19 protein-coding genes are annotated in these 20858 nt (G+C 72.7%); 15 read left to right on the forward strand and 4 right to left on the reverse strand.

All coding sequences use genetic code 11. The annotated features are described in order from the left end of the window. Window positions 1-6: 6 nt before the first annotated feature. The 3 genes from FH610_RS32910 to FH610_RS32920 all read left to right on the forward strand — a co-directional run bounded on the left by FH610_RS32910 (window position 7) and on the right by FH610_RS32920 (window position 5115). Window positions 7-3564 carry a WD40 repeat domain-containing serine/threonine protein kinase gene (locus FH610_RS32910; protein WP_139579134.1) on the forward strand — a complete coding sequence of 1186 codons (3558 nt, stop codon included), beginning with the start codon at window positions 7-9 and terminating at the stop codon, window positions 3562-3564. 5 nt (window positions 3565-3569) lie between these two features. Then, window positions 3570-4637 carry a hypothetical protein gene (locus FH610_RS32915; protein ID WP_139579135.1) on the forward strand — a complete coding sequence of 356 codons (1068 nt, stop codon included), beginning with the start codon at window positions 3570-3572 and terminating at the stop codon, window positions 4635-4637. A gap of 127 nt (window positions 4638-4764) precedes the next feature. After that, window positions 4765-5115, forward strand: a complete 351-nt coding sequence (locus FH610_RS32920; RefSeq protein WP_139579136.1) for a hypothetical protein — start codon at window positions 4765-4767, stop codon at window positions 5113-5115. Window positions 5116-5140: 25 nt separating this feature from the next. On the opposite strand, the gene FH610_RS32925 is transcribed toward FH610_RS32920, so the two are convergent. Together FH610_RS32925 and FH610_RS32930 are read right to left on the reverse strand one after the other, a co-directional pair. Then, a complete protein-coding gene (locus FH610_RS32925) occupies window positions 5141-6037 on the reverse strand; it encodes an aminoglycoside phosphotransferase family protein (protein WP_139579215.1) in 897 nt (298 codons plus the stop codon). A 77-nt stretch (window positions 6038-6114) separates the two neighbouring features. Continuing rightward, window positions 6115-6750 carry a TetR/AcrR family transcriptional regulator gene (locus FH610_RS32930; RefSeq protein ID WP_161628137.1) on the reverse strand — a complete coding sequence of 212 codons (636 nt, stop codon included), beginning with the start codon at window positions 6748-6750 and terminating at the stop codon, window positions 6115-6117. Between the two features lie 194 nt (window positions 6751-6944). Between FH610_RS32930 and FH610_RS32935 the strand changes: the two genes are divergently transcribed. From FH610_RS32935 to FH610_RS32985, 11 genes are all read left to right on the forward strand, one after another. Further along, a complete protein-coding gene (locus FH610_RS32935) occupies window positions 6945-7295 on the forward strand; it encodes a (2Fe-2S)-binding protein (protein ID WP_139579138.1) in 351 nt (116 codons plus the stop codon). 2 nt (window positions 7296-7297) lie between these two features. Then, a complete protein-coding gene (locus tag FH610_RS32940) occupies window positions 7298-8494 on the forward strand; it encodes an FAD-dependent oxidoreductase (protein WP_139579139.1) in 1197 nt (398 codons plus the stop codon). Further along, window positions 8491-10008, forward strand: coding sequence for an FAD-dependent oxidoreductase (locus FH610_RS32945; RefSeq protein ID WP_139579140.1), 1518 nt, complete (start codon window positions 8491-8493; stop codon window positions 10006-10008). The genes FH610_RS32940 and FH610_RS32945 overlap by 4 nt, the downstream gene beginning before the upstream one ends. Continuing rightward, complete coding sequence (locus tag FH610_RS32950; protein WP_139579141.1) at window positions 10001-11092, forward strand: ABC transporter substrate-binding protein; 1092 nt, start codon at window positions 10001-10003, stop codon at window positions 11090-11092. The genes FH610_RS32945 and FH610_RS32950 overlap by 8 nt, the downstream gene beginning before the upstream one ends. Further along, a complete protein-coding gene (locus tag FH610_RS32955; protein WP_205826242.1) occupies window positions 11077-11988 on the forward strand; it encodes an ABC transporter permease in 912 nt (303 codons plus the stop codon). The genes FH610_RS32950 and FH610_RS32955 overlap by 16 nt, the downstream gene beginning before the upstream one ends. Continuing rightward, complete coding sequence (locus FH610_RS32960) at window positions 11985-12779, forward strand: ABC transporter permease (RefSeq protein ID WP_139579142.1); 795 nt, start codon at window positions 11985-11987, stop codon at window positions 12777-12779. Before FH610_RS32955 ends, FH610_RS32960 begins: the two co-directional genes overlap by 4 nt. Further along, window positions 12769-13905 (forward strand): ABC transporter ATP-binding protein, encoded by a 1137-nt coding sequence (locus FH610_RS32965; RefSeq protein ID WP_205826243.1) that lies wholly within the window; start codon window positions 12769-12771, stop codon window positions 13903-13905. Before FH610_RS32960 ends, FH610_RS32965 begins: the two co-directional genes overlap by 11 nt. Beyond that, on the forward strand, window positions 13902-15278 hold the full coding sequence (locus FH610_RS32970) for an NAD(P)/FAD-dependent oxidoreductase (protein WP_139579143.1): 1377 nt from the start codon (window positions 13902-13904) through the stop codon (window positions 15276-15278). The genes FH610_RS32965 and FH610_RS32970 overlap by 4 nt, the downstream gene beginning before the upstream one ends. A 131-nt stretch (window positions 15279-15409) precedes the next feature. After that, window positions 15410-15760 carry a cupin domain-containing protein gene (locus FH610_RS32975; RefSeq protein ID WP_139579144.1) on the forward strand — a complete coding sequence of 117 codons (351 nt, stop codon included), beginning with the start codon at window positions 15410-15412 and terminating at the stop codon, window positions 15758-15760. A gap of 75 nt (window positions 15761-15835) precedes the next feature. After that, window positions 15836-17269 carry a gamma-aminobutyraldehyde dehydrogenase gene (locus FH610_RS32980; protein ID WP_139579145.1) on the forward strand — a complete coding sequence of 478 codons (1434 nt, stop codon included), beginning with the start codon at window positions 15836-15838 and terminating at the stop codon, window positions 17267-17269. 279 nt (window positions 17270-17548) lie between these two features. Beyond that, window positions 17549-18901 (forward strand): family 43 glycosylhydrolase, encoded by a 1353-nt coding sequence (locus FH610_RS32985; RefSeq protein ID WP_139579146.1) that lies wholly within the window; start codon window positions 17549-17551, stop codon window positions 18899-18901. Between the two features lie 92 nt (window positions 18902-18993). Here the strand turns inward: FH610_RS32985 and FH610_RS32990 are convergent, their stop codons facing one another. Both FH610_RS32990 and FH610_RS32995 read right to left on the reverse strand, forming a co-directional pair. Then, window positions 18994-19782, reverse strand: a complete 789-nt coding sequence (locus FH610_RS32990; RefSeq protein ID WP_139579147.1) for an MBL fold metallo-hydrolase — start codon at window positions 19780-19782, stop codon at window positions 18994-18996. Between the two features lie 62 nt (window positions 19783-19844). Then, complete coding sequence (locus tag FH610_RS32995; RefSeq protein WP_139579148.1) at window positions 19845-20429, reverse strand: dihydrofolate reductase family protein; 585 nt, start codon at window positions 20427-20429, stop codon at window positions 19845-19847. A gap of 223 nt (window positions 20430-20652) precedes the next feature. Between FH610_RS32995 and FH610_RS33000 the strand changes: the two genes are divergently transcribed. Continuing rightward, the gene (locus FH610_RS33000) at window positions 20653-20850 is read left to right on the forward strand and encodes an alpha/beta hydrolase (RefSeq protein ID WP_338104605.1); all 198 of its coding nucleotides are present in this window, start codon (window positions 20653-20655) and stop codon (window positions 20848-20850) included. Window positions 20851-20858 lie beyond the last annotated feature (8 nt).

A 20858-nucleotide genomic window follows, 5' to 3' on the forward strand; every position in this document is an offset into this window, starting at 1 on the left:
GTCTGGATGGCGACCGTCCTGCTCCCCGGCGATCCGCGCAGGCTCGGCGGCTACTGGCTGGCCGGGCGCCTGGGCGAGGGCGGGCAGGGCGTCGTGTACGAGGCCTACGACGAGGCCGGCCGCCGGGTGGCCGTCAAGGTCCTCCGCCCGGCGGGCGGGCCGGGCGACGCGCGGGCGAGGGCGCGGTTCGCCAAGGAGGTCGCCGCCGCGCGGCGGGTCGCGCCCTTCTGCACGGCCAGGGTCATCGCCGCCGACCTGGAGGGCCCCCAGCCGTACATCGTGAGCGAGTTCGTCGCCGGGCCGAGCCTGCGCGCGGCGGTCGCGCGGGACGGGCCGTACGGGCCGGGGGAGCTGCACCGTCTCGCCACGGGCATCGCGACGGCGCTGGCCGCCATCCACGGGGCGTCGGTGGTCCACCGCGACCTCAAACCGGACAACGTGCTGATCGGCCCCGAAGGGCCGCGGGTCATCGACTTCGGCATCGCGCGGACCGCCGACATGTCGCTGACGACGACCGGGCACGTCGCCGGCACACCGGCCTTCATGGCTCCGGAAAGCGTGCTCGGGGCGCGGGCGGGCCCCGCCGTCGACATCTGGGCATGGGGAGCCGTGACGCTGTTCGCCGCCACCGGCCGGGAGCCGTTCGCCGAGGGGGCCGCCCGTCTGCCCGTACCCGGCGGCGGTCCGGGCGCGGCGGGGCAGGCGCTGACCGGGGTGGCGGCCCTGCTGCACCGCATCCTGGCGGCCGAACCGGACCTGACGGCGCTGGGGGAGCCGCTGCGCGGCCTGGTGGCCCGCGCGCTCGACAAGGACCCGGAGGCCAGACCGGACGCGGACACCCTCCTCGCGACGCTGCTCGGGCACCCGTCGCCGCGAGGCGAGGCGCTGCTCGCGGAGGGCACCCGTACGGCCGAGGGTCTCGGGGCGTCCAGGGCCGGCGCGCCGCCCTCCCTCGCGGCCGTGGCCGAGGAGGCGTACGGCGCGCTCGTTCCGGCCGACCAGGCGCTGGTGCCGCGGATCCTGCTGCGCATGGTCGCGCCGGGGGAGGGCAACGACGACCTTCCCCGGCCGGTGCCCGAGGACGAGCTCCTCGACGGCGTGGTCGACCGGGAGACGGCCGGCCGGGTGCTGTCCGGCTTCGCCCGCGCCGACCTCGTCGTCCGGGAGGGCGAGACGGTCGTGCTCGCCGCGACCGCCCTGCTGCGCGCCTGGCCCCGGCTGCGCGGGTGGGTCGACGCGGATCGGGCGGGCCTGCGGGTGCAGCGGCCGCTGACCGAGGCCGCCCGCACGTGGGACCTGCACGGGCGGCGTCCCGGCGACCTCTACCAGGGGACGGCGCTGGAGACGGCGCTCGGCTGGGCGGCGACCGCGCGCCATCACGTCACGCTGAACACGCTCGAGAAGGCGTTCCTCGACGCGTCCCGGGCCCTCGTCCAGGTCCGCGCCCGGCGGCGCCGCCGCCTCAACGCCGCGCTCGCCGTGCTCGTGGCCGTCGCGGCGACCTCGGCCGGGCTGGCCCTCAACCTGAAGTCGTCCGCCGAGCGGCAGCGGGACGTGGCCGTGGCCCGGCGGCTCGCCGCTTTGGCCGAGACCTCGCGCTCGTCCGATCCCACCCGGGCGATGGCGCTGAGCGTGGCCGCCTGGCGGCTGGCCGGGGTGCCCGAGGCGCGGGCGGCCCTCTACAGCTCGCTCGCCCAGCCGCTGCGGCGGATCGACCCGCCCCCGCCCGTCACCGCAGGAGCCCGGTTCGACCTGAGCGGGGACGGCCGGCTGCTCGCCGTCGCCGACGCCGGCCGGGCGGTCCTGTGGGAGGTGGCCGCCCACCGCGTGGCCGGGGGCGCCCAGGGCATCGGACCGGACCCCGACGCCGTCGCGCTCAGCCCCGACGGCCACCGCCTCGCGGTTTCCGACGGCGGCCGTCTGCGCGTGTGGGACCTGTCCACCGGCCGTCCGCTCGGGCCGGCGTTCGGGAACGGCGCACTGGAGATGACGTTCGGCCCGGACGGCCGGCGCCTCGCCGTGCTCGCGCCCGGCCATCGGGGCCAGGTCTGGGACGCCCTTCGCGGTGTCGCACTCCTCGACGTGCGCGACGAGCGGGCCGAGGGGGTCGAGGTCTCCGCGCGGCACGCGGTCGTGCTGCTGGACGACGGCCGGTACCGGTTGTACGAGCCGGTCGCGGGGCGCGCGCACGGCCCGCGGCGCCTTCCCGCCCCCGCGGGCGGCAGGGCGGACGCCGTCGCCTTCAGCCCCGACGGCCGCACGATCGCGGTCGGCCACGGCGGGAACGTCGGCTTCTGGGACCTGTCCACCGGCCGCCGCCGCGCCACCGTCCTGGAGGGCGCCTCCGCCGTGTGGCTCGCGTACGGCGACGGCGGCAGGCTCGTCCTGACCTTCGACCGCACCGGCGCCGGCCTGTGGAGCGCGGACGGCGGTGGCCTGCTGGCCTACTCCACGCCGGGGGACACCACCGGCATGCCGGACATCAGGGTCGCCACCGGCGCGGCGGGCGGCCCGGTGCTGCGCTACCTGCTGAGCGGCGGCAGGGTCGCCACGGTGGACGCCGGGGCGGGGGCCCGCTCCACGGCGGTGTCCCCGTCGGCGGTCGCCGCCGCCTTCGCCCCGGGCGCACGGACGCTCGCCGTCTCGCCGGCCGGGAAAGGGCCGCTCCTGTGGGATCCGGCCAGGGACATCCGCCTCGGGCCACCGCTCGGCGGCACACCGGCCGGGGCGCTCGCCTTCCCCGACGTCCACACGCTCGCCTCCGTTCCCGCGGGCGAGGCGCCGGGCGAGGCCGCGACGGTGAGCCTCTGGAGCGTGCCGGACGGCCGCCCGCTGCGCCGCGTCCCGGTCGCGGGCGCCGGCTCGGTGGGCGGGCTGGCGGTCGGGGGCGGAGTCCTCGCCGTGGCACCCGTCGCGGAGGACTACGAGCCGGTCCGGGTGTGGGACCTCGCCCGCGGCGCGGAGATTCCCGTCCCGCGCCGCAGCGGATGGGACGTCATGGCGGTCAGCCCGGACGGCCGGGTCCTCGCGATCGGCGGACGGGACGCCGCCCTGGTCGACCTGGCCACCGGAACGGTCGCCGGCCGTCCATTCGGGCCCGTCCTCGACGGGGTGCGGTCGATCGCGTTCAGCCCCGGCGGCTCGATGATCGCCACCGGCTTCCACGAGGCCGGCGTGGGCCTGTGGGACGCCCGCACGCTGCGGCGTACGGGGACGCTCGCGCCCGAGGAGGGACGGTTCGACGACGTCGTGGCGCTCGCCTACTCGCCCGACGGGCGGCTGATCGCCACCGGCGGCACGAGCGGGGAGGTCCGCCTGTGGGACACCGGCACGCGGTCGCCGCTGGGCCTGCCGTACGCCGTCCACACCGGCCGGGTGCTCGCGCTCGCCTTCGACGCGGACGGGCGGTACCTCTACAGCGCCGGGCAGGACGGGACGCTGCGGCGCTACACGATCGACCCGGAGCGGGCCGCCGCCGAGGTGTGCGCGCGGGCGGGCGGCGCCCTGGGAGATGACGATTGGCGGCGCCTCGTGCCGGAGGCGCCCTACCGGAAGGTGTGCTGAGCGACATGACGATCATCCACCACCTGCTCGCGCGGCTCCTGCGACGGCCCAGCGGCGACGGCGCCCCCATGGAGATCGAGCCCGTGGAGACCGAGCCGGTGGAGATCGAGTCGGTCGAGGTCGATCCCGACCCCGTCCCGATCGGCGGCGCGGACCAGGTCGTGGCGACCTTCGAGGTGGTCACCAGCGGGTCGCCCGCCGAGGTGAAGGGCGACCTGGTGGCCCCGGACGGGTCCCGTACGGGCCTGGGCTTCGAGCGCGCGGAGCGCACGCCCTTCGAGGAGCGGTGGCGGGCCGGGCACGCGTTCGGCCGGGACTCGGCGATGGGGACCTGGCGCGTCGTGGTCGGCGTCGGCGGCGTCTCCGAGGAGCGGGAGTTCGAGGTCCGCGCCGAGGAGGGGCTGCGGCTGTCGAGGATCGACGGCTTCGAGCTGTCCCCGGATCCGATCGACGAGGGGGGTCGGCTGACCGTCTCGGGCCGCCTGGAGACGATGACCGGGAAGGACGACTGGGGCGGTCTTCCCGGCCGGACGGTCGCCCTGCTGTTCCGGCCCGACGACATGCTCGCCCGCAGGGAGGTGGCGCGGGTCGTCACCGGCAGGTCGGGCCGGTTCGACGCGACGGTGACGGCGACCGAGTCCGGCTTCTGGTCGGCGGAGTTCCGCAGGGCCGCAGAGGACCGTGTGCGCTCGACCGCCGCGAGGAGCGCCGAGGTCCGTTCGACAGTGCGAGCCGCCGGGGCCCGGACCACGATCACTTATTCGGCGAGCCCCAAGAGCGGCAGGCGAGGCAGGAAGGCGACCCACACCGGCACACTGCTCGTCCGGGTCGAGCCCGCCGGGGGGCCCGCCCGGTGGGACCCGCTGCCCCAGCAGCGCGTCCGCCTCTGGTTCGACCCGTCGGGCTCGGGCGCCGACGCCGTGCAGGGGTCGGCGACGACGGGTTCCGACGGCAGGTTCACCCTGCGGAAGAAGGTGCCGTCGACGGGCGACTGGCAGGTTCGCTTCGACTCGCAGGCGCCGTCGCAGCGCCGGTCGTGCAAGTCACCGGTCCGCAGGCTCACCGCGACCTGAGCCGCCCATACCGGCAGCGGGCGCGTGTTACGCCGACCGGCTGAGCTGCGGATATGACGGGTGTCACGGGTCAGGACACGACGCGCGGCACTTATCGCCACATCGCCTGATCCGTACTGTGATGGTTATGACGAACACGCCATCATCGCAGCGTACGGACTGGAACATCTCCCTTCTCGGCGGCCTGAAGCGCCGGGGGCCGGGGCGGATGCCCGCGGACACGGTCGTCCTCACCCCCGTGGGCGGAGCCGACCTCGACCTGAGCGACGCCGAGATCGCGCCGGTCACCTCGGTGACGAAGATCTCGATCGCGGGCGGCGTGCGGCTGCGGGTGCCCGCCGACGTCACGGTGGAGGTCGAGGGCTTCAGCCTGATCGGCGGACGCCGTGTGGAGCCGGGAACGCCTGGTCCCTCCGGGCGTGTCGTCCGGGTTCGCAACTACAGCGTCTTCGGCGGCGTCAGCGTCACCCGCGGCTGAGCCCCTGCGTCCGAGGGGCGCAGGCTCAGGCGGGCCCGTCGTCCGCGAGGATGCGTTCGAGGGTGCGCCGGCCCATCCGGCTCATGGCCGGGTTGGTCTCGAGGTAGTACCAGACGGCCCCCATCGCCTGCGCGAAGGCCCACGCCTTGCCCCGCTCCCACTCGAGGTCGTCACACCCCAGGTCAAGACGGAGCACCTGGCGCGGCGCCGCCTCCAGCAGATGCCAGGCGCTCACGAGGTCGAGAGCGGGGTCGGCCGGCCCGAAGCCGCCGCCGTCGAGAATCCCGGCGAGGCGGCCGGCGGACACGAGCACGTTGCCGGGGATGAGATCACCGTGGGTCATCACGTCGGCCGCTTCGCGCGGCAGGCTCCGGAACGTCTCCCACATCCGGCGCAGCCGGGGAACGTCCAGCAGCCCTTCACTGCGCTCGAAGCAGGTCTCCATCCACGCGTCGTGGGACCGGAGGTCGCCTCCCCGGCCCTTGCCGGAGAACATACGGCCACGCGTACCGACCGCGCGCAGGTCGGCGATGAGATCGGCGAGATCGTGGGCGAACGCGACCGACTCGCCCGGGTCCTCGTCGGTCGCCACGGCGCCGGGCAGCCACGTCTGCACCGACCACGGAAGCGGATATCCCGCACCGGGCTCGCCGAGCGCGACCGGCTCCGGCGTGGGAAAGCGGGTGCTGCCCGCCAGCTCGCGGGCCGCCTCCGCTTCGGACTCCAGCCGGCGCCGCGTCGCGTCGACCGGCCCTGGCTGCAGGGGAAACCGGGCCGTGAAGTGATCGCCGACGCGGAAGATGGCGTTGACCGTCCCATGGGCGTCGACGCCGGTGACGGGCAGGCTCCGCCACTGCGGGAACTGCTCGTCCACCAAGGCGCGCACCGTCTCCCGCGACACCGTCAGCTGGTCGGCGTGCATCTTCACACGGGGAGCGTTCCGCGTTCCGGTCGTCTCCCGCAACCTGTTTTCGGCCCCCGCGGGGGCGTCGCCGGCCGTCAGGTACCCGCGGCCACCTGGCCGGGCGTCCACGGAGGCAGGCCGAGCTGCACCGAGATGCCGCGGAGCAGCGAGTCGTGCATGCGGGCTCTGGTCATGCCGGAAACCTGTGTGGCCACGGCGATCTCGAAGCCGTCGATCTGGGTGAGGATCAGGTCGACGGTCTCCTCCACCGTCGAGTGGACCCGGAAGGCCCCGTTGGCCAGGCCCTCCTCGATCGCGGCGTGCATGGGGGCCCGCCAGCCGTCGTACTGGAGCCCGAAGAGGCGTCTGAGCTCTTTGTCCCGCGCGGACGCGGCGGCGTATTCCATGAACGCGAGGCAGCGGTTCCGGAAGCCGCGCGGGTGGGTGATGTATTCCACCAGACTGCGGATGCGGTCCCAGGGGTCGCGATGGCGGGCCGCTATCTCCTCCAGTCCCTGAATGATCTTTCCGGTGTGGTGCGCGAAGGCGGCCAGCATCAACCCGTCGCGGGTCTCGTAGTAGTGCTGCAGGGTGCCGATCGACACCCCGGCGTGCTTGGCGACGTCCCGCAGCCGGACCCGCTCGTAGCCCATCTCGGCGACCAGTTCGATGACCGAGGCGAGGATGCGCCCTCGCTGACCGTCGGTCCGTACCTCCAGTGCGGCGTCCACCCGTTGCCCTTTCTCGGACGGTCCTGTCCTGTCGCCTCCGGGTCGCACTATAGCCATCACTGACGCGTAGAAGGAACCCGAAAAGCCCTATTGACAAGGGAACGAGCCCGCTCTTCTAATAATGCGGTACTAACGGACCCGGGGCGCTTGACGCAGGTCGGAGCGTCCCGCCGAGCCATGGACTGGAGGGGGCGGTGGGCAAGACGATCATCTGTCCGTGCCATGACGTGACCGTCGAGGACATCCGGGCGATGTACGCCGCGGGCTACACCCACCCCGAGACGCTGAAGCGGGCGACGGCCGTCTTCATGGGCCCCTGCCAGGGCAAGCACTGCGCGGGTCCGGTCATGGAACTGCTGCGGGAGCTGTCGGGCGGCGACGAGGGACGGGTCTCCCGGCGCCCCACGGCCCGGCCCCCGCTGCGTCCCGTCCTCCTCGGCGTGCTCGCCGGCGCCGCCGGGCCGTCCGCAGGGCCGCCCGCCCAGACGGGCCCCGAGACGGGCCCCGGCACGGGCGCTGCGAGCGGTGCGACGGGGGGTGCCTGACCATGGCGGTCCCCGGAGCCTGCCGCTCCCCGCTCCGCCGCGCGTACGACGTGGTGATCGTCGGCGCGGGCGTGCAGGGCCTCGCCCTGGCGTACGAGCTGGCCAAGCTCGGCGTCCGGGACGTGGCGGTGCTGGACCGGAGCTACCCCGGAGGCGGCGGCAGCGGGCGCAACGGCGAGATGATCCGCTCCGCGTTCGGCTCCCGCGAGTGGACGGGCCTGTTCGACGAGTCGCTGCGCCGCTGGCGCACGCTCTCCGCCGAACTGGACTTCAACGTGCTGTTCTCCGGCAGCGGCTACCTGGTGCTGGCCTCCACGCCGGAGCAGGTCGAGCGGTGCCGGGCCGACGCCGTACGGCAGGCCGCGCTGGGCGTGCGCTCGCAGTTCGTCACTGCAGAGGAGGCACGCCGGATCGTGCCCGAGGTCAATCCCGATCTCGCGCTGGGCGGCGTCTACCAGGAGCACGCCGGATTCGCCCACCACGACGCCGTCGTGTGGGGGTACGCCCGGGCCGCCGCGCGCCTCGGTGTCGAGATCCACACCGGGGTCACGGTGACCGGTGTCGAGGTCGCCGGCGGAGCCGTACGCGGCGTGCGCACCGACCGCGGGGACGTCGCCGCGCCGGTCGTGGTGAACGCGGCGGGCGGCGGGGCCAGGACGATCGCCGAGATGGCCGGCGTGCGGCTGCCGACCCGCACCTGCCGCCTGGAGATGATCGTCACCGAGTCGGTGGCGCCGTTCCTGCGTCCCGCGCTCGCCAGCCTGGAACTGCTCGGTTACTGCCACCAGACGGCCAGGGGCGAGTTCGTGGGCGGGACCGAGTTGCCGTACTCCGACGTCAGCGACAGCCTCAACGGCACCTACACGCTGCTCGCCGACATGGCCGCGAAGTTCGTCCGGCTGCTGCCCCGGCTGGCCGGGGTCCGGCTGCTCCGCCACTGGGCGGGGCTGGTCGACCAGGCGGACGACCTGTCCCCGGTGATCGGTCCGGTGCCCGAGGTCAGCGGGTTCCACCTGACCTGCGGCTGGGTCTACGGCTTCATGGGCGCTCCCGCGACCGGCGCGCTGCTCGCCCGGGGGATCCACGAGGGCGTCATGCCGGAGCTGATCCGGCCCTTCTCGGTCACCCGCCTGCACGAGGGACGGCTCATCCAGGAAGGCGCCCTCGTGGTCGCCGCGGAGGAGGGGAGCGCCGCATGAGCCTGCGCATCACCACACATCCGTCAGCTTCGCCGGGCAGGTCCAGGCGGGTCGCGTTCACGTTCGAGGGCCGGACCCTGCACGGCTACGAGGGCGAGCCGGTCGCCACCGCGCTGCACGCCGCCGGGGTGCGGGTGCTCTCGCGCAGCTTCAAGTACCACCGCCCCCGCGGCATCGGGCTGACCTGCGGCACCCCCTCGTGCCCCGGCTGCCAGCTCACCGTCGACGGTCAGTACGGCCTGCCGGGATGCGCCACTCCGCTGCGCGGGGGCGAGTCGGTGCGCCGGGAGCGTGCCTGGCCCGGCGCCGACCGGGATCTGCTCGGGGCGGTCGACCGGTTCTCCGCGCTCGTTCCGGCGGGTTTCCAGTTCCGGCTGTTCCGCGGGTCACCCCGGCTGGCCCATCTGGCGGAACGCCTCATGGGCGTGATCGCCGGCGGCGGGCGGACGGTGGGGGCCGGCGCCGCCGCACGGGCGCTCCGACCCCGTCTGGGGGAGCGGCGGACCTCGCTCGCCGTCGTCGGCGGTGGTGTGGCCGGGCTGGCCGCCGCCCTGGCCGCCGCCGAGGGCGGGCTGGAGGTGGTCCTGGTGGACCAGGGCGACGAGCCGGGCGGCGTGCTCCGGGCGGAGACGCGTCGCGTGCGCGGCCTCGACGGCGTGGAGGTCCCCGGATTCCGGCTGGCGGACGGCCTCGCGGCCCGGGCGCGGGCGCACGCCTCGATCACGGTGCTCACCGCGTCGACCGCGCTCGGCTGGTACGAGAGCGGAGTGCTGCCGGTGGACACTCCGGACGGCCTGCTGGTGCTGCGCCCCGAGCGGTTGCTGGTCGCGACCGGCGACTACGACGTCCCGATGCCGTTCCCCGGCAACGACGTCCCCGGCGTGATGCTGGCCGGTCCGGTCCAGCGTCTGATCAACGTCGATCACGTCCGCCCCGGCGAACGCGCCGTCGTGGTGGCCGCCGAGCCGTACGGTTACGGCCTCGCCGAGCAGCTCCACGCCGTCGGCGTCGCGCTCGCGGCCGTCGTCGACCCCCGGCCGGAACAGGAGATCCCGGCCGGGGCGTTCCCGGCGGTGCTCGCCGCCGCGCGGGTACCCTACCTGCCGGGCCACGCCGTACGGGAGGCCGTGGGGCGCCGGGGCGTGCGCCGGCTGGTGGTCGCCCCGCCGGGCACGCGCGGCGCCGGCGGCCCGGTCGTGCGGCTGGCATGCGACACGGTTGTGGTGGCCGCGGGACGGCGACCCGCCGAGGAGCTGCTTCTGCAGCGGCTCTACCACGGCGACGTCACGCTCGACGTCATCCGTGACGAGGCGGACGGACCTTACTCCCTGCCGGGCGGCGTGGCGGTCGCGGGCGGCGCGGCGGGGACGACCGACCCCGCCACCGCCCTGGCACACGGCGCCGAAGCGGGCCGCCGCCTGTCCCGATGGAAGCCGGAAAGCGACCTTCCCCTCACCCCTGTCTCGCCCGGCGCGGCCGGGCGGCCGTCTCCTTCAGGAGGAACCAGTGACTGACACCGGCGCGCACGGGATGCTCTCCCGCCGAACGCTGCTCATCCGCGGCGGCCAAGGGCTCGGCCTCCTCGCGGCCTCCGGCGTGCTCAGCGCCTGCGGCGGTGGCTTCTCCGCCTCGTCGTCGAGCGGTGGCGGTGGCGGCGCGACCCTGACCGTCGTGAGCTTCGGCGGCGACTACCAGAAGGCCCAGGCCAAAACCATGTGGGCGCCGTACGCCGCCAAGAACGGGATCACCGTGAAGGAGGACGGCCCGACGGACAACGCCAAGATCAAGGCGCAGGCCGAGTCCAGCAACCCGTCCTGGGACATCGTGGTCGTCGGGAACGACTTCGGCAGCGAGTCCGACGCTCAGTGGCTGGAGCCGATCGACTACTCGGTCGTCGACAAGTCGTCCATCGTCGACGGCTACGCGCAGACGTACCGCGTCGCCGCCGACATCGAGGGCACCGTCCTCGCGTACCGCTCCGACAAGACCGGTGGCGCCGCGCCCACCCCCTGGGCGGACTTCTTCGACCTGAAGAAGTACCCGGGCAAGCGCACCGCGTGGAAGTCGGTGGGCGGCGGCATCTTCGAGATCGCGCTGCTCGCCGACGGCGTCGCCCCGGCAGACCTCTATCCGATCGACGTGGACCGGGCGCTGAAGAAGCTGTCCACGATCAAGGACCAGCTCATCTGGTGGGAGACCGGCGCCCAGGCCCAGCAGTATCTCGAGAGCGGGGAGGCGGTCATGGGCATGGTGTGGATCGCCCGCGCCGTGCTGTCGGCGGCGAACGCCCCCATCACGATCGCCTGGGACTCCTGGCTGTCGCAGGAGGCGTACTGGGTCGTGGTGAAGGGCAGCAGGAACAAGGCCGAGGCGATGAAGCTCATCGCCTACATGACTTCCGCCGGTCCCACCGCCGAGTTCACGAAGTACCAGCCGTACGGACCGGTGAGCAAGGCGGCGCAGGACAAGGTCGACCCCTCGGCGAGGGAGAACCTCCCGACCACCCACCTCGACACCCAGGTCAAGGTGAACGACGAGTGGTGGGGCAAGAACCGTGACTCCGTCAACGACAGGTTCCAGCAGTGGCTGCTCTCCTGAGCCCGCTGTCCCCAAGCGGCCCGGCGGCGGCCGCCACGCCCGCCGAGAAGGGCGGCGGATCCCGGGGCAGGGCGCGGAACCGGCCGTTCCTGTTGATCGTCCCCGCCCTGCTGGTCCTGCTCGCGGTCTTCGCGTACCCGGTCGCCCAGACGTTCGTCAGCGCGTTCACCACACCATCGCCGGGAACCGGCAACTTCGCCTGGTTCTTCGGTTCCCCGGCCAACGTCGCCGTCCTGACCAGGACGTTCTCGACGGCCCTGTGGGCGACCGTGATCTGCCTGTGCCTCGCCTATCCCTATGCGTACCTGATGACGGTGGCCTCGCCCCGGGCCAGGGCGACGCTGCTGCTGATCGTCATGCTTCCGTTCTGGACCAGCCTCATGGTCCGGACCTTCGCCTGGCTCGTGCTGCTGCAGGACACCGGCCTCGTCAACGGGTTCCTCGGGCTGCTCGGCCTGGGACCGGTGAGCCTGGTCCGCACGCAGACCGGAGTCCTCATCGGGATGGTCCAGATCCTCATGCCGTTCATGGTGCTGCCGCTGTACTCGGTGATGAGCGGCATCGACCGGCGACTGCTGACCGCCGCCCAGAGCCTCGGCGCCCGCCCGCTGGTCGCGCTGCTGCGCGTCTTCGTGCCGCTGTCCCTGCCGGGAGTCGCCGCCGGGGCGACGATGGTCTTCATCACCTCGCTGGGCTTCTACGTCACGCCGGCCCTGCTCGGCTCGCCCAGTGAGGCGCTGATCTCGCAGTTCATGTACACCCAGGTCAGCGGCATGCTGATGTGGGGCAGGGGCGGCGCCATGGCGGTCGTGCTGTTCGCCGCCACCCTGCTGCTGATCGGACTGCTCGGCCTGGCCATGCGGGCCGGCCGCCGGGGCAAGGCGGGCGCCCGGTGAGCGCCCGGCTCGGCCGCGCCGCCCTGTGGACCGCCGGTGTGCTGGTCGCCGCATGGCTGGTGGCGCCCACTCTGGTGGTGATCCCGCTCGGCTTCACCGACAAGGTGTCGCTGACGTTCCCGCCGACCGGCTGGTCGACCAGGTGGTACGCCAACTTCTTCGGTGATCCGGCGTGGACCGCCGCACTGGCCAACTCGCTGCTGGTCGGCGTTCTCGTCGCCGTCGTCGCGACCGCTATCGGCACCGCGGCGGCGTTCGGGCTCACTCGCTGGACGAACGGGAGGGGCTCGGCCGCCGCGAGCGTACTGCTGCTCGCCCCGATGATCGTCCCGGGCATCATCCTGGCTATCGGGATCTACGCCGTCTTCCTGAAGCTCGGGCTCGCCGGGACGCTCGTCGGCTTCGTCGCCGCGCACACCGTCCTGGCCATGCCCTTCGTCGTCGTCTCCGTGACGGCCTCCCTGCGCACGTTCGACGTCCGGCTGGAGACCGCGGCCGCGAGCCTGGGCGCCGGGCGGTGGGCGACGTTCCGGCAGGTCACCCTGCCGCTGATCATGCCGGGTGTGGTCTCGGGCGCCCTGTTCGCGTTCGTGACCTCGTTCGACGAGGTCGTGGTCTCCCTGTTCATCCAGAGCCCCACCCTCGTCACCCTGCCCGTCCAGATGTACTCGAGCGTCACCCGTGAGACCGATCCCACGCTCGCCGCCGCCGCGACCATGATCCTGGTCCTCACCACGGTCCTGGTCGGCGGTGGCCTCACCCTGGCCGCAAGGAGGAACCGTGCCCGTTGACCCGCCCGAGGGTGCCGCCCTGCCCGCAGGCAAGGGCGCCCGCATCGACCTGAGCGGCATGACCAAGCGCTACGGCGGCGCCGTGGCCGTCGACGACGTCACGCTCACCGTGGAGCCGGGGGAGTTCATGACGTTCCTGGGGCCTTCCGGCTCCGGCAAGACGACGACCCTCAACATGATCGCCGGCTTCACCGACATCACGTCCGGGACCCTCCGGATCGACGACCGGCCCGTGGGCGCCGTGCCCGCGCACAAACGGGACATCGGCGTGGTGTTCCAGCACTACGCGCTCTTCCCGCACATGACGGTCGCCCAGAACGTCGCCTTCCCGCTGCGACAGCGCAGGGTGCCCAGGGCCGAGCGCGACCGCCTCGTCGCCGCCGCCCTGGAGACCGTGCAACTGCCGGGTCACGCCTCCCGCTACCCCCGGGAGTTGTCCGGCGGGCAGCAGCAGCGGGTCGCGCTCGCCCGGGCCATCGTGTTCAGCCCCCGCGTCCTGCTCATGGACGAGCCGCTCGGCGCGCTCGACCGCAAGCTCCGTGAGTTCCTGCAACTGGAGATCAAACGCATCCACCGCGAGGTCGGGTCCACCTTCGTGTTCGTGACCCACGACCAGGAGGAGGCGCTGGTCCTCTCGGACCGCATCGCGGTGTTCAACAACGCCAGGATCGAGCAGGTCGGCACCGCCCGGGACCTGTACGAGCGGCCGGCCACGCTGTTCGTGGCCCGGTTCCTCGGCGAGTCCACGGTCCTTCGGGGCACCGCGACGCCGGACGGGAGCCGGTCCCGCCTCGACCTGGACGGCTTCGCCGTACGGGCTTCCGGCGGGGTACGCAGCGGACCGGCCGCGCTGGTCGTGCGGCCGGAACGGCTCCGCCTGGAGGCCGACGAGAGCGACGCCGGCGGCGGCGGGAACGCGATCCCGGTCACCGTGGTGGAGGAGATCTACCTCGGGGCGGCCCGCAAGCTGGAGGTGCTGCTGCCCGGCGGCGCGCGGGGTCTCGTACGCGAGCAGGCGGGCACGTCGAGCGACCTGAGGGTGGGCGACCGCGCCCGCCTCTGCTGGCATCCCGACGACTGCGTCCTGCTGCCCGACGACCCCACCACCGAAAGGATCCTCACATGACCGCCAACGGCGGAGTGTCGTTCTGGTACCGCGAGACGGGGTTGCCCGCGCGACGCCCGCCTCTGGAGCGGCCCGTCGACGCGGACGTCTGCATCGTCGGGGCCGGCTACACCGGCCTGTGGACCGCCTACTACCTGAAGAAGGCGCAGCCGAGCCTGGACGTCGTCGTCCTCGAGCGCAAGTTCGCGGGCTACGGCGCCTCCGGCCGCAACGGCGGCTGGCTGACCGGCGCGCTGGCGGGGTCGCCCCGCAGGTTCGCCCGCACCCACGGCGGTGAAGGCGTGCAGGCCCTCCAGCGGGCGATGAACGAGACCGTCGACGAGGTCATCGCGGTGGCACGCGCCGAAGGCATCGACGCCGACATCGTCAAGGGCGGCATCCTCAGGGTGGCGCACGCCCCGTCCCACCTGCCGCGCCTGACCGCCCAGGTGCGGGCGGCCCGGGCCTGGGGCGACACCGAGGTGGAGCAACTCGACGCCGAGCAGACCACGGCCAGGATCCGGGTGGACGGCGCGCTCGGCGCCTCGTTCAGCCCTCACTGCGCCAGGGTGCAGCCGGCCAAGCTCGTGCAGGGGCTCGCGAGGGTCGTCGAGGGGCTCGGGGTGCGGATCTACGAGTCCACCCCGGTGACGGAGATCGTGCCGCACGAGGCGCGCACTCCGTACGGCGCCGTGCGGGCGGACTTCGTGCTGCGCGCCACGGAGGGGTTCACCGCCGGGCTGGCGGGCGAGCGGCGGACCTGGCTGCCGATGAACTCCTCGCTCATCGTCACGGAGCGGCTGCCCGGCCGGGTGTGGGAGCGGATCGGCTGGGAGGGCCGCGAACTGCTCGGCGACATGTCCCACGCCTACATCTACGCCCAGCGGACGGCCGACGATCGCATCGCCATCGGCGGGCGCGGTGTGCCCTACCTGTTCGGCTCCCGTACGGACGACGACGGGCGCACGCACGCCACGACGGTGCGCGCCCTGCGTGACGCCCTGGTGCGGCTCTTCCCCGCCGTACGGGACGCCGCGGTCGAACACGCCTGGTGCGGCGTCCTCGGCGTGCCGAGGGACTGGTGCTCGACCGCCGCGCTGGACCGGCGGACCGGGCTCGGCTGGGCCGGCGGCTACGTCGGTCACGGCGTGGCCACGACCAACCTCGCAGGGAGGACGCTGCGCGACCTCGTGCTCGGCGCCGACACGGACCTGACCCGGTTGCCCTGGGTCGGCAGAAAGGTACGCAGGTGGGAGCCCGAACCGCTGCGCTGGATCGGCGTGCGCGGGATGTACGCCGCCTACCGCGCCGCCGACCGGGCCGAGATGGTGGGCGGCCGGACGACGACGTCGCCCATCGCCAGGATCGCCGACGCCGTGGCCCGCCGGAACTGAACCCACCTGAGCTGAACCCACCTGAGCTGAACCCACCTGAGCTGAGCCCGCCGGAGCTGAGCCCGGCGGACGGTGACACGTACAGCACATGTCGAGCCGCCGGATGATCCGGCGGACGAACAGGAGAGAAGTTGACCAGCATCGTCGTACCCGACGCGAGCACGGCCGTCCTCGGCCCCGCCGCGCCCAAGCCGACCTCCGTCGAGGGTGACCAGCGCGAGGCGGCCCTCGCGGTGTGGACCTCCGAGGACGGCAGGACCAGCGCCGGCGTGTGGGAGTGCACGCCCGGCAGGTTCACCGCCGTGCGGGACGGTTACCACGAGATCTGCCAGATCCTTTCCGGGCGGGTGACCGTGGTCTCCGCCGACGGCACGGAGCAGGAGGCCGGCCCCGGCAGCACCCTGGTCATGCCGGCCGGCTGGCGGGGGGAGTGGCACGTCCACGAGACCGTGCGGAAGACGTACGTGACCACGCGACTGTGACTCTTCGGTAGGCGTTCCCCTGGTCTCTCCGGCCGTGTCGGCCGAACAAAGCGAAACTTCAGGAGATTTCCCCCAGTGTCTGACTTGCCGGTATTGAAGAACTTCGTCAATGGTCGTTACACCGACACGACCGACGGCGTCACCTCCGAGATGATCGATCCCTGTGACGGCGAGCCCTACGCCCTCGCACCCGTGTCCTCGAAGGAGGAGGTGGACGTCGCGATGCGCGCGGCGGCCTCCGCGTTCGAGACCTGGCGCGACACGACTCCGGGGGAGCGCGCCCGCGCGCTGCTGCGGCTGGCCGACGCCATCGAGGAGAACGCCGACCGGCTCGTGGACGTGGAGTGCCGCGACACCGGCAAGCCGCGTGGAGCGACCGCGTCGGGCGAGGTGCCGCCGATGGCCGACCAGGTCCGCTTCTTCGCCGGCGCCGCCAGGCAGCTGTCCGGACTGTCCGCCGGAGAGTACGCACCGGGGCACACGTCGATGGTCCGGCGGGAGCCGATCGGGGTGTGTGCCCAGGTCACGCCGTGGAACTACCCGATGATGATGGCAGTGTGGAAGTTCGCTCCGGCGATCGCGGCGGGAAACACCGTCGTGCTCAAGCCGTCGGACACCACTCCCGCCTCGACTCTCCTGCTGGCCGAGATCGCCGCTGAGTTCCTGCCGCCGGGCGTCTTCAACGTCGTGTGCGGCGACCGCGGCACCGGCCGCGCCCTGGTGGAACACGAGATCCCGCAGTTCGTCTCCATCACCGGTTCGGTCCGGGCCGGCATGCAGGTGGCCGGCGGCGCCGCGGCCGATCTCAAGCGCGTCCATCTGGAACTCGGCGGCAAGGCGCCCGTCGTCGTCTTCGACGACGCCGACATCGAGGCCGCCGCCCGCAAGATCGCCGGAGCCGCCTACTACAACGCGGGGCAGGACTGCACGGCCGCCACCAGGGTCCTGGTCGCGGAAGGCGTGCACGACGCGCTCACGGGCGCCCTGGTGGAGCAGGCGCGCGCCCACCGCACCGGCCCCGGTGTCGCCGATCCTGACTTCGGGCCGTTGAACAACGCCGCTCAGCTCGCTCACGTCTCCGGGTTCGTCGAGCGCCTCCCGGCACACGCCGAGGTTGTGGCGGGTGGCGGCCGGATCGGCGACCGTGGCTTCTACTACGCCCCGACGGTGGTGTCAGGCCTGCGGGAGGAGGACGAGATCGTCCGCAAGGAGATCTTCGGTCCCGTGATCACCGTGCAGCCCTTCGCCGACGAGGCCGACGCCCTGAGAATCGCCAACTCCACGGAGTACGGACTGGCGTCCTCCGTCTGGACGAAGGACCACGGCCGGGCGATGCGCATGGCACGCGATCTCGACTTCGGGTGCGTGTGGGTGAACACGCACATCCCCCTGGTCGCCGAGATGCCGCACGGCGGGTTCAAGCACTCCGGATACGGCAAGGACCTGTCGATGTACGGATTCGAGGACTACACCCGGATCAAGCACGTCATGAGCAACATCGACCTGTGAGCCTTTCGAATTTGCGATTGAACAATGGAAAGCGATTCGGCATTGTGCGCGCCGGCTATTCCGTGTCCCGCTGACGCTTCACACGGATTCGTCACCGGTTGTTTTCCGCGCTCGGCCCGGAAATGACGGAGACTTCCACGACCGGTGGCAAGTGACGTCCGGCCCGACGTGGGCGCGTGGAGAACCTTTTTGTCGTCTGTTCACTGTCGAAATGAGTCTCACTACCGTGTCCTCCCGGCAGGGCGCCCGCGTCCTGCGTGAGAAAGGAGGACGCTACTGATGACTGGTTCCGATAACGGGTTGTACGTGGGCCGGCGGTCCGTGCTGGCCGGTGTGGCGGGCTTGCTGGGAGCGGCGGCGCTGCCGGCGGCCGCCGCGCACGCGGACCCGAAGGAGTTGCCGAACGGGGGCGCGCCGATGGGGCGGTACCCGTCGAACTGGCCCGAGCTCGCGCCCTACGGCCTGGCGGACACGCGGCCCGACCTGTGGCCGCGCGACGACAACTCCTTCATCCTCCCGCTGGAGCTGCGCCCCCGCGACGAGGAGCTCGGCCGGGTCTGGATGCGGGACACCTACGTCAACTGCTTCGACGTCGACGGTCGTCCGATCTACGTCGCCACCGGCACCACCCGGGTGCCCGGGCTCGGGGCGGCCGGCCCGTGGAACGACGGCATCTTCGTGTGGACGGCCACGTCCCTGCACGGGCCGTGGAAGCTGGCCGACACCACAGGCATCCGGCCGGACGCCGAGAAGGGCAAGGTGTGGTCGCCCGAGTTCGTCGGCGAGAACCGGCCCGGGCGCACGGTCGTCGCTCCGTGGCAGGAGTACTGGTACGACGACCAGTTCGGCAAGCGCGGCAACGCCTGGGCGCCCGAGGTGCACTACTTCCGCGGCAAGTGGTACATCGTCGCGTGCATGGGCGACCATTCCCAGAAGGTCGGCTCGTTCATGCTCGTGAGCGAGGGCGGGGTGGAGGGCCCGTACCGGCTCATCCAGGGCAACTACGACAAGCCCTTCGGCGACTCCTTCATCGGCGGGCCCGCTTTCATCAAGCCCGGCGCCTACCACCACATCGACGGCGGCCTCTACAGCGAGGGCGACGAGGCGTGGCTCGTGCTGCACAACAACCTGTACGCGAAGTTCCGGGATGACATGGAGGACATCATCCCGACGACGAACCTGCCGAAGTTCCAGCAGACGCCTTACGCACCCGAGCCGTATCTCGAAGGCGCGTACGTGTTCAAGTACGGCGGCAAGTACTACCTCATCCACGCCGCGTGGGACCGCTCGTCGGCCAACTCCGACGGCAGCACGCGGTACGCCTACGACGCGGCCGCCCCCGGCCGCGTGCAGTACCAGTACGACGCGATCATCGCCGTCGCGGACAGGTTCGAGGGGCCGTATTCCAAGCGGTGGACCCTGGGCGTCGGCGCCGGCCACAACAACATCTTCGTGGATCGCAGCGGCCAGCTGTGGGCGACGTTCTTCCGCAACCCCAACGTCGGCTACTGGGCCGACCCGTCGCGTATCGGCAACGCCGCCGTGCCCGGCGTCGTACGGCTGGAGTGGACCGGCCCCGAGGGCAACCGCCTGTACGTCGCGCGCCGGAACCCGGGGCACAGCAAGGACTGACCACCCCGGCGCGGACTCACGCCGCTGGGGGTCTCGGCCGTACGCCGGCGGCCTGAGCGGGCTCGACCAGCTCGGCAGGCGCCGGCGGCGCGTCACCCGGGGTCCGCGCCACCGCTCGGGACGTCCTTCGCGATCACACCTTCACCGATCCCGACGGTGAGGCCCTCCTCGGCGGCCAGCACTTCACCACCGAACGCCCGCCGAGCGGCGGCCATGGAGGCGTCCCGATCGTTGCCCGGCCAGAAGTGGGTGAGCATCAGACGGCGGGCGCCCGCCCGCCGGGCCCAATGACCGGCCTCGTCGGAAGTCATGAGATTGCGGGTGGAACGGCCGGTCTCGCCGCCGCGGTCGGTGGCCTCGACGATGAACAGGTCGGCGTCGCGGCCGAGTTGGGCCAGCACCGGGGTCGGGCCGGTGTCGCCGGAGTAGGCCAGGGCGATTCCGCCGGCCTCCAGGCGGACGCCCGCGTTGGGCACGTGATGCGGAAGCGACAGTCCCGTCAGTTCGAAGGGCCCCACCCGGTGGCGGCCGGGCAGCGGATGCACCTCGAAGACCGTACGCAGGTCGACGTCGGGTTCCAGTCCGCCGATGCGGTCGAGCACGCCCGGCGGGCAGTACAACGGCAGCCGAGGTGCACCCGGGTGGCCGTAGAACCGCATTCGGAACAGCGCGTGCAGGTCGATGCAGTGATCCGGGTGCTCGTGCGTGATGACGACGGCGTCCACCGCGCCGTCCGGCCGGCGCGCGAGCAGCCGGGGCAGCGTGGCGTATCCGAGGTCGAGCACCATGCGGAAGCCGTCCCAGTCCACCAGGAAGCCACTGCAGGCACGGCCCGGTTCGGGAAACGCGCCACAACTGCCGAGCACGGTGACCTGTCGCATCGGTACAGAGTGTCAGATCGCGTCTGCGGCCGTGCGTGACGATCGGTGCCGCCGCCGCTCGGTCACTCGACGGTTCCGGCCGGGATCCGCGCCGTCGTGGCCGGCCGGTAGCGTACGTTCACGACCGACGTGGGGTCGCCTTCGCCGAGCCGGTGGAGGCGGATCGGCCCGCCGCCGGGGTTGTCGTACAGCCGGACGCCCTCGCCGAGCAGGACCGGCGCGATGTGAAGGTCGATCTCGTCGATCAGCCCGAGTTCGAGAAGCCGCCGCCCGATGGTGGGCGAGAACACTTCGAGGTTCTTGCCGCCGGCCGCCTCCAGGCCGATCCGCACCGCCTCCTCCGGGCCGCAGTTCAGGAACGTGACGCCGTCGGCGGGCGCCGCGTCCTCGGGGTGGTGGGTGAGCACGAAGACCGGGCCGTCCCAGAGGCCGCCGTACGGACGGTGGCCGCCGGCGGCGTCCCAGCCGTCCCGGCCGCCCAGCACGGCGCCCGTGCTCCGGACGTACTCGTCGATCAGGCCCGGACGGGCCGAGATCCCGCTCATCCAGTCCATCCCGTGGTCCGGCCCCGCCACGAAACCGTCCAGCGACATGGTGAAGTGCCAGAGGACCTTCCCGGTCGCGGTCTGCGGCTCGGTGTCGCTCATTCGTCGCCTCATCCCAACTGGTTGCGTTTTGCCATCAGTAAGCCAACGCTAGGTCATCCGGTTGTGGTTCGCAATCGGTTTGGCGATGCGTTGCGCGAGGACCGGCGACGCGGCTCACGCGCTGATGGCGTCACTCTGTCTGGGAAGACGACCATTTCCTGTAGAGGTCACGTATGTCGTGAAATGCCGCACTAGCTCGACGGCGGCTCCAACCCCATCGTCGTTGTCGGCACGACCAACGACCCGGCCACGCCGTACAAAGTGGGCGCCGCGCCTCGCCGCCCAGTTGCGCACCGGGGTGCTGCTCACGCTGAACGGCGAGGGGCACGGCGCCTACGGTCAGAACGCGTGCATCGACGACAAGGTCAACGCGTACCTGCTGGAGGGGACGGTCCCGCCCAAGGGCGCGCGCTGCGGCTGATCAGGCGG

The sequence above is a fragment of the Microbispora catharanthi genome, assembly GCF_006334915.2.
GTDB classification, from domain to species: Bacteria; Actinomycetota; Actinomycetes; order Streptosporangiales; family Streptosporangiaceae; genus Microbispora; species Microbispora catharanthi.